The organism is Scytonema sp. PCC 10023 (genome assembly GCF_963920835.1).
Lineage (GTDB): Bacteria > Cyanobacteriota > Cyanobacteriia > Cyanobacteriales > Nostocaceae > Kalymmatonema.
The window spans coordinates 1-14805 of the sequence record NZ_CAWUDP010000096.1 but is presented as its reverse complement, the minus strand read 5'-3'; the positions used below and the strand labels follow the sequence as shown (position 1 = coordinate 14805).

Here is a 14805-nt window from a genome sequence, read left to right as displayed (position 1 = left end):
TTTCGTGGTTTATTGTGAATCATCAGTGTACTGCGATTCATCTAACTCAGGGTGAGATGAACTACGTCCACGCACAACCAGTTTGCCAATTCCCCAAGCCAAGCCAAAAACTGCTAAAGTTCCCACTAACCCAGCGATGGGTGTGGCTACTGCTTCCGGTACCCCTCTAAGGGCATATTCCTCAAACACAGCGTAGAACGGTAGTTTTTTAGCTGGTGCATCTTCAACTGCTTTATCTTCAAATTTGAGATCCTGCGAGACTCGATCCAAGCCATCAGGATCTTTGCTGGCAAAAGGAGACAGGAAAACTGCAATTAGGAGGGCAACACCCAAGCCAGCTATAACAAAAGCACGATTGCGCGATCGCGAGAGATTATTACTCATATGCATTATCCCTATTGATGCCGAGAGAGAGGACGAGAGGCAACAGCCTTGCGGGGGGGATCGTAGAACATATCCGGGCGAGTCCGCCAAATAAAACTCAGTGCTATTACGGTGATCACTGCCTCACCAATACCGATAATTACGTGCCAAGTTGCCATTGCCGCCAACGCCACCGTTAACGGAACTGTTCCAGATATAGCCAGTTGTATTGCACACAAAAGTGAGCCAACCATTACACTTGTCCAGGCAGCAACGGCTGCGCCAATGACCATTCCTGACAATTTATTGCGACCGATGGCAAACCGGATTGCTTTGTATAAGTAATAACCAGCAAATGTGCCAACCAATCCCATATTAAAGATGTTGGCTCCTAATACCGTCAGACCGCCATCTTGAAACAAAACAGCTTGAACGATAAATACCGCTACCATCACCAGAGAGCCAGCCCACGGACCTAATAAAGCTCCCGCTAGGGTTCCACCCAAAAGGTGCCCGGAAGTGCCGCCAGGAATCGGGAAATTAATCATTTGAGCAGCAAAGATAAAAGCGCCACACACTCCCATCAGGGGTACGGCTTTTTCCTGGTATTCTGCTTGCGATCGCGAGAGCGCGAGTGCAATTAAACCGATGGCAATGACCCAGGTGACAAAGATAATAGGTAAGTTAAGAAAGCCATCTGGGATGTGCAAGGCTAAATAAGGGTGAATGGCCCTATGTAGCCAGCTTGAGTATGGAATAAAAGGAAACACGATTATATCCGTAATTTAAAGAATTTTTTAGCTAGATTATGCAATCTAGGGAAATTTATAATTAAACTTGGTATTTTCCAATAATTCAATGCAATGGGGGGGCATTTTCAAATAAATACCTGTGTGCTGTTTGTTTGATCGTGCCTAAAGTGGTAACAAATCTAGCTTGGGGTAAACCTGCGCTGTCCCGGAGCTTACTTTTCACTCTTAGAAAGGAAAACCTCGCTTCCATTCCTCTCTCCTACAAGGAGAGAGGCTTTAAATTCTCCCCCTTCCCTTTTAGGGAACTCGGGGCCCCCACGAAGTGGGGATTAGGGTCAGGGGGCTGGGGGGTTAGGTTCCTTTGTTGGTTTTTCCACATGACGTGAAAAGTCAGGTCCCGAAGTACTACCGAACTCAGTGGAAGAATTGAATTATCGAAACACCAACCAAAACGACTGAATCATTAGTTAGTATTGTTTGGGTTTTATTGATGGTTGGGTGTTAATGTCTATTTTACGTAAATATACCGTTATTGTTCCTCTTAGCTTGAGCATCGCCCTTTTGGTTACTGCTTGTAATGACAGCAAAGCCTCTCAATGTCAGCGACTGATTGATGTCGTAAACAAAGGAAGTGAACTGATTGATAACAATAAAGGGCAGCAGGTGACAACAAGCTTGCAACTATCCAAGGATTTGGAAGCTGTGACCAAACAAATCAAGGAGCTGAAGTTAAAAGATCCCAAGCTTCAAGAATTTCAGAGCCGTTTTGTGCAGATATTTGAGACTTTCAGTCAAGCGATCGCCAAGGCGGGTAAAGCTCTTGGTTCAGCTAAGAACGCACAAGACTCATCAGAAGGTAGGGCAAAAATTCAAAAGGCTAGAGGAGAAATCGATACGGCTTTGACAGCAGCAGCAAATACTGCTAAGCAGTCTGATGATCTGGCAGGTCAGGTGAATAAGTACTGTAGCCAAAAATGACCAAAAAAGTACTTAGAACTCAGAACTCAGTAATCAGAATGAAGAAGCAAGAATTTAAATAAATTCTAGAGTTCTGGTTCGCAGTATTGGGAGCCAAGTCCCCACCAATTGCATTCTGTGTTCTGCGTTCTGAGTTCTTCTTCAGTGACATCAACGGGATTGCAGTAGCGCCTAAGCGCTACTGTCATGTACGGTGAACTACTTTATCAAAAAGAACTCAGAAGTCAGAAGTCAGGAGTCAGAAGAAATAAGAATTGGAAGAAACAACCAGTAGCTCAATAACAACTGACGCCGGAGTACATGGCTCTAAAACCCCTTCCTTTTAGGAAGTCTTTAATTGGGAGAGGTCAGCAAACTTGATTCCAATTTCTTATTCTGACTCCTGTATTCTGACTCCTGTATTCTTCTTCAAGTTGTTGTGGGATCAGGAAAAGCGTTTAAGGGAGCTTGTAGAATTTGATTTGGAGCGTGCGATTGCGCGGAGCGCAGTGCCCCTTGGGCAATCGCATCCCTAAAAGCAGGTCAATCTATCATTCCTCTATGGTTGGATCAAATTCATCAGCGCTTAGCAAGCAAGTTGGCAAGGTAAGGCGATCGCATCCTCAAAAGCAGGTTAAGCTGCTGCTTCACGGGATTCGGGATGCAGATATTCACAATGACGATACCCTATTTAATCCGTTACATATTTCTGGCGGAGAACTGATGCGCTTTGACCGAGTGATCAGCAATCCGCCTTTCTCTCAAAACTATAGCCGTGATGGAATGCAATTCCCTGGGCGTTTTACACATGGGTATTGTCCGGAAACGGGTAAAAAAGCTGATTTGATGTTTGCTCAACATATGTTAGCTGTTCTCGAAACTGATGGCATGATGGCAACAGTCATGCCGCATGGTGTACTGTTTCGTGGGGGAGAAGAAAAGAAAATACGCGAGAGTTTTATTAAAAATGACCATTTAGAGGCGGTGATTGGTTTACCACCGAATTTGTTTTATGGCACAGGTATCCCAGCCTGTATTTTGGTGATGCGTGCCACAAAGAAAGCGAAACCTGTTGAGCGTCAGGGAAAGGTGTTATTTATTAATGCTGATGCTGAATATTATGCAGGTCGCGCACAAAATTATTTGCGTCCTGAGCATATTGAAAAGATGACTTGGGTGTTTGAAAATTTTGTGTCTTTGCCTGGTTATTCGGCAGTAGTGACCAAAGAAAAGTTAGCAGAAAACGATTACAACTGCAATATTCGCCGCTATGCCGATAATGCGCCACCACCGGAACCTCATGATGTCAAAGCGCATTTATTGGGGGGAATTCCCAAGGCAGAAGTAGAGGCGAAGCGCGAGTTATTGGCGGCACATGGGTTTGACCCAAGTAAGATTTTAGTGGAGCGGAATTAGTGGATTATTGCGATTTTATTTCTGCAATTACCGAGAGAGGGCAGATAAAAACTTTTATAGAATCAGATGCAGGGATTCAGCAGCAAGAAGGCAAATTAATGAGTGTGTTTGCTGCTTGGTGGCAGATGCACTCGCCTTCTTTGGGTGAGTTGCCCAAAACTAAAAAAGTGATGGAACTCCGCGCTGAGTTTTTGAGTTCTTTTGTAGATAGTTTGGAACCTGTGGGATTACTTGACCGTTTTAAGGTGGCGGGTGTGGTTGCTAGTTGGTGGGATGAGGTGAAGTATGAATTGCGAACTTTATCTGAGTCAGATTTTGGCGGTTTAGTTGATAGTTGGGTGGATACAATTAAAGATGCTTTGGAACAAGATGATGAGGAAAAGAAAAGTAAGCCGCTATTTGACCCATTGAATCATAAATTAGTGGTGCGGTTGATGCCAGATTATCTGGCAGAGATTGCCACAGTTGAAGCGAGTATTGCCGAATTAGAACAGCAGAAAGAAGCCTTTGAACGCCCAGAAGAGGCGGAGGCGGAAGCTGGGGAAGAAAGCGAGGAAGATGCAGAGGCGGTTAATGTTGTCAAGGAGTTAGACACAAAGCTTAAGCATCTGAAAAATTTGATTAAAGAGCCAAAGAAGGAACTCAAGATTTTAAAGAAGTCGCCTTTATTGAATGCAGATAAAATTGCTGAATTTGAAGCGTTAATTGAGCAGACTGAAGTAGAAATTGCTGAGATTGAAGCACAACTAGAACCTTATAAAGAAATTACCAAGCAACTGAAGGAAGCTAAGGCAAAATTGAAGACGCTGAAGAATGAATTGGTACAGCGTTTGGATCTTGCGCGTACGGCGTTGAGTGATGAAGAATGTCAGGGTTTGGTGTTAGGAATTTTTAAGGATGGGTTAATCGTTGAATTGGAGAGATATGTCACCGCGCACCGTCAGCAGGTGATTGCGGCGGTAGAGAATTGGTGGGATAAGTATCGGGTGACGTTGCAGGATATTGAGATGGAAAGGGATGCAGCAGCGAAGCAGTTGAATGAGTTTTTGCAGGGGTTGGGGTATGCTTAAACTATCTCAGTTAAATATTTAGCAGTCCTATTTGAGTTGTAAAAATTATCAACCGCCAAGCCTGCCTTCGAGCGAAGCGAAGGGACGCCAAGAGCGCCAAGCAAAGAGAGAAGAGAGAATTTTATGAATGATTTAGGATTGCTATAGTAGTGATAGGATGAATTGCTGATGAAAGTCAAAGTAACAGAACAAGGTGTAGTCATTCCCAAGGAGTTTCTAGAGGGAGTTCAAGAGGTGGAAATTCGCCAGGAAAATAATTTAATTGTCGTGATAACAACTATTAAAAGCGATCCAATTTTTGAAATGGGGATGAACCCGGTAGCTTGTGGTGTACCTGATGCTTCTGAACAAACTGATACTTAATCACCAACCGTATTGGTATATAAGTTGAGGTGTTAACAATGGCTTATAGTGACTTTACATTAAGTAAATTTAAAAAGAGTTTCAACATTCGTATTGATGAAGAAATTGATTTATTCGCCAACGTAGAACCTGTACAAGTCAGTGATAAGCTAACAACGACTTTAGAAGAAACGGCGGAACTTGCTTTAGCCATTAATACCGAAAAAGCACGTTCCGAAATGATTATTACCCCAATATTATTAGAGGTGAGACGTCAGGCTAATTATCAGATTAGTTTATTTTCCGGAACAGATTTTAATGTTGATGCTGAGAAAGGATTGAATGGTTATTGTGATTTTCTCATCAGTCGTTCTAAAGAGCAATTAACAATTAATGCACCTGTCGTGATTATTGTAGAAGCAAAAAATGAAAATATTAAAGGCGGATTAGGTCAATGTGCAGCGGCGATGTTGGCAGCACAATTGTTTAACCAAGAAGAAGGAAATGAAATTAAAACTATTTATGGTGCAGTGACAACGGGGGATATTTGGAAGTTTTTGAAGTTAGAAGGTTCTGATGTGTTTATTGATTTGAATAATTATTATATTAAGGAGATAAATAAGATTTTGGGTATTTTATCTCAGGGTGTTCAGATTTGAGGGAGTTTTTACAGGGGTTGGGGTATGCCTGAGGTTTTGGTTAAGGTTGAGGAGTTTAAGGATTCACCTCTGGGGAAGATTCCGAAGGATTGGCAGGTAGATAAACTAGTTTCCCGTGCTTCTGTTTTTGGAGGCAAACGTTTACCACTAGGTCACTCATATTCTGATAACCCAACAGAATTTAGATACTTGCGTGTCGTTGACTTTTTTGAACAAAACATTGATTTTGAAGCTTTGGAGTTTCTGAAGCCATCTACTTTTAAAGTCCTGGAGCGATACGAAATTCACGAGGGCAATCTTTTTATTTCTATTGCTGGATCTTTAGGCTACATCAGTGTATTTAGACCTCCACATAAACAACAGCGCACAATACTTACTGAAAATGCAGCGCGAATTGTACTTCAGGATAATTCTTTGCCAGAATTTGTGGCTTATCAGATGAATAGTTCTGTTGTACAAAAACAAATCGAAGCAGAGAAGGGCACAGGTGGGGGTGTTCCCAAATTAGCTCTTTTTCGTATTGAGAATCTTGTACTGGCGTTTCCCCCACGAGAGGAACAGGAGAAAATTGTAACCATCCTTCAGACTTTAGATAATGCGATCGCCCGCACGTCCTCCCTCATTACAAAACTTAAACAAACCAAAGCCGGATTGCTGCACGACTTGCTCACACGCGGGTTAGATGAGAACGGACAATTGAGGGATGCAGCGGCGCATCCTGAACAGTTCAAAGACTCGCCACTGGCAAGAATTCCGAAAGAATGGGATACTTGCGTACTTGGTGATGTAGTTGATCCCAATCGCCCCATAGTTTATGGAATTCTGATGCCGGGATACGGCTATACTGGCGGCATCCCGGTGATTAAAGTAAAAGACATAATTAACGATGAAATTCAAACCTCTGATTTACTTTTGACTAGTCCTGAAATTGATAACAATTACCGCCGTTCTCGACTTGAACCTGGAGATTTACTGTTCACAATTCGAGGTACGGTTGGAAGAATGGCATTTGTTCCAGAGCATCTTAAGGCGGCAAACATAACACAAGATACGGCACGTTTAGCAATTACAAATGCACATCCACGTTTTGTTAGGCAATACCTGGAAATGCCAGAACCTCAAGCTTTTATAGAACTTCACACCATTGGGCAAGCTGTCAAAGGGATTAATCTTCGAGATGTTCGTCGTATTCCTTTAGTCTTGCCACCTATCTCTGAACAACTTCAAATTATTAATATCTGTGACGTTCACGATACGCGCATCCGCAAAGAAGAAGCCTACTTCAACAAGCTCAAACTTCAGAAACAAGGACTGATGCACGACTTATTAACTGGAAAAGTGCGAGTCAAGAATACCAAAAATTAGACTCATCACTCTTGTTCTTCCTCAAAAATAGCGGGGATGTCTCGCGCTGCATGAACTACCCGCACTACCTCAATAGACTCATCGTCATATCGATAGAAAATCAAATATTTTTTAAAATCTTTCACTGCCCACTTACGCAACCCTACCAGACGAGGGTTTATAATCTGGAAGGCGCTACCCATACCAGGAGTTTTTGCTAATTGCGAAAACGTCAACCGTGCTGAGTCAAAAAATCGCAGTGCAGCATCAAAATTATCTTGGGCAATGTAAGCAAAGTGCTCATCAATATCTTGGCTTGCCCTTGGCGTAATAATAATGCGTCGCGTCATTTCTTTTGCTGGCGGAACCGTTGCATCATTTGAGCGCGTTTTTGTTCCCACCACTCATCTGTCACTTCAATCGGTTCACCACTTTCCAAACCCTCCAACAACATCGCCTCTAACTTCTCTTGATCTGCTTTCTTTTGGGCTTGGCGAAGCAGATCCCGGATGTACTCACTCGCAGTGCTGTAGCCACCTTTTGCAACCTGCTCATCAATAAAAGCTCGCATCGAATCTGGTAAAGAGATGTTAAGTGTTGTCATTGATGGTTTACCTCTCATACTTTAATATCTATATATTGGCAAAAATTGGCAAATTATGCCAAGAATGCAGATGGTAATTCCTAAACTATTCAAACCTGAACATATAGTGGTTTGCATTTAAGTGCAATACATCAAGAAATAAAGAACCACAGATGAACACAGATGGACACAGATAAATCTGTACTTCATTCAAACGAGAAGCGCTATATTCGTAAAGCTTGGCAGCGCTTGCATGAGCAAAACTGGCTGACTTTGAGGTAAATGTTATAACAGCATTTGAATCAAGTTACTCCCTTCCCGGTGCAAGATTACCTATCTTTTCCTTGGCGTTCTTGGCGTCTTGGTGGTTCGTTAATAAGTAATCTACCTTACGGGAACGCCTAGCGGCGAACGAGCGTGAAAGGACTAAGAGGGTGAGCGATCGCTCTTCGCCTAACTATATCGCTATCAAATGCTGTGACTTTCCTCAAAAACTGCCACCATGTCTAAACAAACTCCTGAGTATATTCATGTAGAACTGCCCACTATTCAACAACTCAGTGACATGGGTTGGCAGCATATCGAAGGTCATCAGTTCGACTTGCGAGTCACCGAACGCGAAAACTTCAAGCAAGTTCTGCTCATCCAACGCTTGAAAACCGTCATCAAACGCATCAACCTAGATGACAATGGTAATCCTTGGCTCGATGATAGCCAAGTGAACGCAGTGGTGAGTCAACTTGAGCGTTTAGCAGCACCAAGACTCATGGAAGCAAATAAAGCTGCTACAGAATTACTGCTTTCTGGCACTACCATTTTAGGAAAAGACGGCAAACAGCACACCGTCCACTATATTGATTTTGAGCATCCTGAAAAAAACGACTTTCTGGCAATCAATCAATACCGAGTAGATCCGCTTTGGATAACAGGCGATCGCGGTTTTATCGTTCCTGATATTGTGCTATTCGTCAACGGTATCCCCCTGGTTGTGATTGAGTGCAAAAGTCCCAAGTTAGATAATCCCATTACCGCAGCAATTAATGACCTATTGCAATACTCGAACCAACGCAATAGCAGTCAACCAGAAGGCGCAGAAAAACTATTTCACTACAACCTGTTAATGATAGCCGCTTCTAGGGGACGGGCGGTAGCGGGTGCAGTGGGTGCAAACCATGAGTATTACGTTGAGTGGAAGACTGACCTCACCCCCCTAACCCCCCTCCCCGCTAGCGGGGAGGGGCTGGGGGTGGGGTTCCCCGCCAACGGGGAGAGGTCAAATACCCGACAAATGCTGATCGCCGGAATGCTTAACCCTGCGAACCTCCTTGATATCCTGCGGAACTTTACTTTATATGAAACCAGTGGCGGACGCACAATTAAAATTGTCCCCCGTTACCAACAATATCGAGCAGTCCAAGAAGCAATTGATCGACTGCTACACAATCAAACCCGTTTGCAACACGGTACAGATGACCAACGCGGTGGTATTATCTGGCATACTCAAGGTGCTGGCAAAAGCCTAACAATGGTTTACCTGATTCGGAAAATTCGCACGATTCCGGAATTACGCCGCTTTAAGATAGTCGTCGTGACTGATCGCACCGACTTAGAAAAGCAACTTTCCGATACCGCTGTTCTGACAGGCGAACCGTTGCAGATAGCGAAAAAAGTCAAAAAGCTAGAACAATACCTGCAACAACCAGGTGCAGGCTTAGTTTTTGGGATGATTCAGAAATTCAAAGGCGGCGAAGATTCTGAAGAAGAGGAACAGCCGGAAAAAATGCCAAAAAGCCTCAACCTTTCCGAAGATATCCTAGTACTCATTGACGAAGCGCACCGTTCCCACGCCAGCACTCTCCACACCAATTTACTCGAAGCTTTACCCAACTGCGTCCGTATTGGCTTTACTGGTACTCCCATCGTCAAATCTGCCAAAAAAACCACCAAACAAATTTTTGGTTCGTTTATCGATCAGTACAACATCCGTCAGTCCCAAGAAGACGGTGTTACCTTACCCATTCTCTACGAAGGTTTAGAAGCAAGGGGTGCAGTCACCCAAGGAGATGATTTAGATAAACTTTTTGAAATCATCTTTGCAGACAAAACCCCAGAAGAACGGGCGCATTCTAAAGCGAGATACGCTACCAAAACCCAAGTTGCTGAAGCACGCGAACTCATTAAAGCCAAAGCAAAAAATATGCTGCGCCACTATATACAGCGTATCTTACCCGGAGGCTTCAAAGCACAAGTCGTCGCCCCTACCCGTCGCGCTGCTGTCCGCTACTACGATGCGTTTGTCGAAGCACAGCGGGAACTGGTGCAACAACTAGAAACTCGTGCCCCCATTCTGCGAAGTCTCGACCCAGAAGCTTTAGAATCTATTGATAATGAAGAAACGCGCTTTTTAGCCCAAGCACTTTCTTATTTGGAAACCATCCGCCGCTTAGAATTTGGCGTTATTATCTCTGGGGACAAAAACGATGACCCTAGTTGGGAAGAGTGGACGAATAAAAGTAAACAAGAAGCACGCATTGAACGCTTCAAAAAATCCTTAGTACATCCAGACTCCACAAAACAGGATGGTCTAGCTTTCTTAATTGTCAAAAGTATGTTGTTGGTTGGTTTTAACGCCCCAAATGAACAAGTTTTATATTTAGACCGGGAGATGAAAGAATATGAATTGTTGCAGGCGATCGCTCGTGTGAACCGCATCTATAACGACACGAAAAAATATGGCTTAGTGGTCGATTATTACGGTGTCAACCTAGCAGAAGCTTTAGCAATTTACGAAGAAGTAGATACAGAATCAGCCTGGTTTGATATCGCGGACGAAATACCCAAATTACGCGATCGCCATCAGCGAGTTATCAATTTATTCACTCAAAACGGCTGCACAATAGATGACGTAGATGCTTGTGTAGACATACTCAGAGATGAACGCCTGAGAGTAGAATTCAACGAATTCTTGAAAGACTTCATCGATACCCTTGATACCATTCTGCCACGACCAGAAGCGCGTCATCCCTATAATTTTGTTAAGGATGCTAAAAAACTCGGTTTCATTAAAAAATCTGTTGCAGACCTCTATCGAGATGAAAAACTTAACATAGTCACAGCCAAAGAGAAGGTTAGAGCATTAATTGACCGATACATTGAAGCACAGGGAATTGACCTGAAAGTTCCACCAATTGATATTCTATCCCTAGACTTCAAAACCCACGTTCAACGCCATCGTTCAACTAAAGCGCAAGCCGCAGAAATGGAATTCGCTGCCCGTCATCACATTAGCGTACATTACGATGAAGACCCAGTTTATTACAAAAACTTAAGCGATAAATTAACAGACATTCTCGAATCTTTTGCTGATAACTGGCAAGAAAAAGTTAATGTCTTGTGGCAATATATCCAAGAAATTCAAGCTGGTCGTTCTACAGATGAAACTGGACTCGACCCGAAAACTCAACTTCCATTTCTCAATATTTTAGCCGAACATTCCACCCAAGAATTAACCCAACTTGCCCAAGCGACACAAGAAATTGTCGAACACATCCGCCAAGATATCCGTCGAGTGAATTGGGACAGTCTTGTCAGTCAAGAAGACTTGCGAAAGTGGATAGCAGGTTACTTGGATGATAATGATGTCGTGAGTTACGACGAATTAGAAATAGTAGCAGATAAACTTGTGCAACTAGCTCGCCGAAATCGTGATAGTTTAATTGTATGACAACTATCACCTTTGGCGATCTAAATTTTGAAATACGCCACAGTGCAAAACGTCGTACCGTAGGTATTACCGTCGAACGTGACGGTCAATTAATCTTAGCTTCACCTCCAGAAGTGCCAATAGAAACTCTGGAGAAGATAGTCAATGATAAACGCTACTGGATTTACAGCAAACTGTTAAAAAAAGAGTCATTAAATCCACCAGTAGGTGTTAAAGAATACGTTTGCGGTGAGGGGTTTTACTACTTAGGACGCAGCTATCGCCTCAAATTAGTAGATGGAGTGAAAGGACAACCGCCACTCAAGTTTTACCAAAGCCGTTTTGAATTGCACCGCGAAGAACAGCTACGGGGAAGAGAATGTTTTGTGAAATGGTATGGCGATCGCCTGCGCCCTATTTTAGATACACAAATTGCTGTTATTGTCAAGCACGTTGGGGCTTCTCCCCGCTCGGTTCAGGTACGCAAGTTAGGCTACCGTTGGGGTTCATGCGGACACAAGGGAGATTTATATTTTCACTGGCGAGTGGCGATGCTTCCACGCACTATGATTGAGTATTTGGTGGTTCATGAGCTGGTGCATTTGATGGAACCGCATCATACTAATGCGTTTTGGGATAGGGTGGAGCGGATTGTGCCGGATTACCTTGAGCGCAAGCGGTGGTTAGCTGAGAATGGGGCAAGTTATGACCTTTAACTAAGCATTATTCATTCCATACCTATTGTTTCCAACGCTTGGTTAACCCAAGCCTGGTTAAATATAGCTTGATAAATGCGGTTATAAACTCTCAACTTGCCGTGTTGCTTGACTACTAGTCCCGACAGCCGTAATTCCATTTGTTCGGAACTCTCATCAGCTGCTATTTCACTTTGTTGCAAAATTTGCTGATAGAGCATCAGCAAACGAGCCGTGCGTTGTCCACCTTTCCAAAAAAGGCGATCGCTACTTTTTTCTCGATTGGATTGTTTTTGTTCTTCGGTTAGTTGTTTGCCTCTGGGCTTTTTATCTGGAATTTTAATGTTGACAAATTCTTTTTGTAATCCCTGGAAACCCAAATCCACATGAATTGGAACTTCATCTAGAACAAAATCTACCAATTTTTCCTCATCTAACTGTCTTTTATCATGAACCTTACCTTCCCTTGCTTTTGATAGCACTAGACGGGCATCTAAAACTGCCCTCATACCACTTAGCTGTACAGCAAAGATAGTTAGCAAAGTAGCAACAAAACTAACTAAGAGTTTGGGCTTCCCTTTGAGCAACCAACTGCAATATATGCCAACACAGAGTTAGCCTAAAAATGTTGCTACGGGAAAGAAAGGATTGCCGTCTGGACATCCAGAAGCAAAAACGCAAAGCGATGTGCTAACTATAAAAGTACCTAAACCTATAGCGATACCAACAAAAAAACTAGTCTTGTTAGGATACAATTTGAAAATTTCAAGCATAGTTACTCCTAATTGTGGACTTAGAACAGTAAATGAGCGATAAGTGAACAAGATGAACTAATCCGCCAATTGATTTTGACGAATTTCACTTGCTAGTTATAAAAAAACTGACCTTAGAATTTGGCAACTGATTTTGCTCCTAATTACGCTCTTGTTAATATCGCGTAAGGACTAATCAAGCCGCATATTGGAGCAATCATTTTGAGCTTATGGAAAAAATGTGAAGAACTTGTGAGGGGAGCATCCCAATTTGGCAAAGCAAGGAGATTTTGTATATAAATATTGCAAAAAGTGCCTTATTGGTTTACAAAATTACCTATAGATAATTTTTTTCCAAGATGTTTATAACTTTCGGCTAACATAAATTATCGCCAACAATCCGCAGTAACATCACTGTTGAATGAACTATAAAAGAGAGGTCAAGGCGAATCTGCAATGGTTAGCCAAATAGTTGCTGCGAAAGAAAGTAGAGCTATTCACTAGACAAGCAGGAGAAGGTAACGCTAAGGGTACTGTAACAGGCAAAGTTACTGTGTAAATTATGGACAGTAATAATTCTCCCAAAACCCGATTACTTCGTGAAGAACCTCCCCTCAATTGATCTCAGTTAAGCCAAACTTATCTTTCAGCCACCGAAAAATTCTCTACACTCAGGCATTGATAAGTCTGACTTATATAAAGTCGCAAAGCTGCACTTTGATATCAATATTGGCATCAGTAATTAAGCTTTCGGTGGTCGGTGTGCATGGGCTTTGTTAGGCTGCCAACCACTGTTATACCAATTTGAAAAAAGAATGCGACAGATACATACTCCCAAACCCTCGTTATCTTAGGCTTTCTTAATGCGTGAATTTTGAATGAGCGAATGCGTGAATTGGTATTACTTCTTGATGCTTCTTGACAAGCCAGTAGAATAATTGGGCAAAATCGCTATCGGAGGATTGGATAGGGCTTCGCCTTTAAGCTGCACCCAGTCAGTCGTCGAATCTTCGTCTTTGTTCGTGCTCTTAATCCATGCAGAATGAAAACGTAGCGGGAGCGGCTCGCCTGCTTTCCCTTCCATGTGGATATGTAAATGCGGACGGCTAGAACTTCCGGAGTTGCCCACCGCACCAATCTTCTGCCCCTTTTTCACCTTCGGTCTGTTACCAGGAGGTAGCACGCCCGTTTGAGCAGGGGTTTGAAACTCATCATCAACTGGGCAGAGGCTCTTCGGTACGGAACCGGGTATGAAGTGAGCATATAACACAATTTGCCCGTTACCCTGATCTACCTTCAATAGATTGCCGCCGCCGGGAACTCCCTTTTCAACCCCAGGCTTATTCCAGTCACCAATGTCATCTCGCTTTTTTCCAGGAGCAGGGTTCTCGGGTGCATTGCGCCAGCAACTGAGCACCTCACCGTCAGCGATTGCGTAAACCGGAATTCCGTAAATGATACAATCACTATTCTTAGGGGCACTTGCACAGGAATCTCCGCTCGCACCAGGCTTGGTGCCAACCCATTTCTGTTGCGCCACATCAAAGCGAACTCCGGCACCGAGATCATATCCCAAACTTTGGCTTTTATTACCCGAACTATGCTCATGTTGTAAGAACCAGTAATGCCCCGGCGGAAGGTCTTCCGCGCGACCAGGAAATGGAAAGCTGTCCGCTGCTAAGGCTTGATTTGGTGTGAATTGTGCGAAAACAGTATTGGACATTAAGACTGTGATTAAAGTTGCTATAGAAATAGAAAGAAATTTCATGGCGTTTTTCATGTTTACCATCCATCCGTAAAACTCAAAAAGTAAATTGAGCAGATTTCTTCAATTAAAAAGCAAATCAATTAATTAGCATCAATACACCTTGTTAATTAATTTCTTCGCCTCTTGCCAACATAATGACGCGGAATTATAAAGCTAACAATAGGAAAAAAATCAGGTTTTAAACACTATTCCAAATCTTGGATATAACAATATTAGTAAGGTAAAGTCAGGTGATTATCAAGCAAAATGGGGTAAAGTCAGGTTTTGCTTCAAAATAATTGAAATCCTTGAATTAACTATAATAATGAATTGAATAGTTATTATTAACCAGCAACTTTTTTATGATTGGAGTTTAGACTAGTTCGCGGTGCGAAACTGCAAACCTTTACGGCGATTGATGT

14 protein-coding genes are annotated in these 14805 nt (G+C 42.8%); 8 read left to right on the top strand and 6 right to left on the bottom strand.

Annotation, left to right across the window (positions count from 1 at the left end):
- Positions 1-9: 9 nt before the first annotated feature.
- On the bottom strand, positions 10-384 hold the full coding sequence (locus tag ACM0OZ_RS38030; protein WP_414588025.1) for a PDGLE domain-containing protein: 375 nt from the start codon (positions 382-384) through the stop codon (positions 10-12).
- An 11-nt stretch (positions 385-395) separates the two neighbouring features.
- The gene (gene cbiM / locus ACM0OZ_RS38025) at positions 396-1073 is read right to left on the bottom strand and encodes a cobalt transporter CbiM (RefSeq protein ID WP_414588024.1); all 678 of its coding nucleotides are present in this window, start codon (positions 1071-1073) and stop codon (positions 396-398) included.
- Positions 1074-1619: 546 nt separating this feature from the next.
- Between cbiM and ACM0OZ_RS38020 the strand changes: the two genes are divergently transcribed.
- The 6 genes from ACM0OZ_RS38020 (at position 1620) to ACM0OZ_RS37995 (ending at position 6924) form a co-directional block, all read left to right on the top strand.
- Positions 1620-2093, top strand: coding sequence for a hypothetical protein (locus ACM0OZ_RS38020; protein WP_414588023.1), 474 nt, complete (start codon positions 1620-1622; stop codon positions 2091-2093).
- A gap of 540 nt (positions 2094-2633) precedes the next feature.
- Positions 2634-3488: an N-6 DNA methylase gene (locus ACM0OZ_RS38015; protein WP_414588022.1), complete on the top strand. Its 855-nt coding sequence runs from the start codon at positions 2634-2636 to the stop codon at positions 3486-3488.
- Positions 3488-4558 (top strand): hypothetical protein, encoded by a 1071-nt coding sequence (locus ACM0OZ_RS38010; protein ID WP_414588020.1) that lies wholly within the window; start codon positions 3488-3490, stop codon positions 4556-4558. Before ACM0OZ_RS38015 ends, ACM0OZ_RS38010 begins: the two co-directional genes overlap by 1 nt.
- Before the next feature lie 168 nt (positions 4559-4726).
- Positions 4727-4921 carry a hypothetical protein gene (locus tag ACM0OZ_RS38005; protein WP_414588019.1) on the top strand — a complete coding sequence of 65 codons (195 nt, stop codon included), beginning with the start codon at positions 4727-4729 and terminating at the stop codon, positions 4919-4921.
- A gap of 38 nt (positions 4922-4959) precedes the next feature.
- On the top strand, positions 4960-5559 hold the full coding sequence (locus ACM0OZ_RS38000; RefSeq protein WP_414588018.1) for a hypothetical protein: 600 nt from the start codon (positions 4960-4962) through the stop codon (positions 5557-5559).
- Between the two features lie 24 nt (positions 5560-5583).
- On the top strand, positions 5584-6924 hold the full coding sequence (locus ACM0OZ_RS37995; RefSeq protein ID WP_414588017.1) for a restriction endonuclease subunit S: 1341 nt from the start codon (positions 5584-5586) through the stop codon (positions 6922-6924).
- A gap of 5 nt (positions 6925-6929) precedes the next feature.
- Here ACM0OZ_RS37995 and ACM0OZ_RS37990 read toward each other — a convergent pair whose 3' ends face one another.
- Together ACM0OZ_RS37990 and ACM0OZ_RS37985 are read right to left on the bottom strand one after the other, a co-directional pair.
- Positions 6930-7253, bottom strand: coding sequence for a type II toxin-antitoxin system RelE/ParE family toxin (locus tag ACM0OZ_RS37990; protein ID WP_414588016.1), 324 nt, complete (start codon positions 7251-7253; stop codon positions 6930-6932).
- Entirely contained in the window at positions 7250-7507 is a 258-nt protein-coding gene (locus tag ACM0OZ_RS37985; protein WP_414588015.1) for a type II toxin-antitoxin system ParD family antitoxin, read from the bottom strand. Before ACM0OZ_RS37985 ends, ACM0OZ_RS37990 begins: the two co-directional genes overlap by 4 nt.
- Before the next feature lie 481 nt (positions 7508-7988).
- On the opposite strand from ACM0OZ_RS37985, the gene ACM0OZ_RS37980 reads away from it, so the two are divergent.
- Entirely contained in the window at positions 7989-11210 is a 3222-nt protein-coding gene (locus tag ACM0OZ_RS37980) for a type I restriction endonuclease subunit R (RefSeq protein ID WP_414588014.1), read from the top strand.
- On the top strand, positions 11207-11905 hold the full coding sequence (locus tag ACM0OZ_RS37975; protein ID WP_414588013.1) for a M48 family metallopeptidase: 699 nt from the start codon (positions 11207-11209) through the stop codon (positions 11903-11905). The genes ACM0OZ_RS37980 and ACM0OZ_RS37975 overlap by 4 nt, the downstream gene beginning before the upstream one ends.
- 11 nt (positions 11906-11916) lie before the next feature.
- Here ACM0OZ_RS37975 and ACM0OZ_RS37970 read toward each other — a convergent pair whose 3' ends face one another.
- Both ACM0OZ_RS37970 and ACM0OZ_RS37965 read right to left on the bottom strand, forming a co-directional pair.
- A complete protein-coding gene (locus ACM0OZ_RS37970; RefSeq protein WP_414588012.1) occupies positions 11917-12393 on the bottom strand; it encodes a transposase family protein in 477 nt (158 codons plus the stop codon).
- Between the two features lie 1144 nt (positions 12394-13537).
- Positions 13538-14359 carry a M23 family metallopeptidase gene (locus ACM0OZ_RS37965; RefSeq protein ID WP_414588011.1) on the bottom strand — a complete coding sequence of 274 codons (822 nt, stop codon included), beginning with the start codon at positions 14357-14359 and terminating at the stop codon, positions 13538-13540.
- Between the last annotated feature and the right edge of the window lie 446 nt (positions 14360-14805).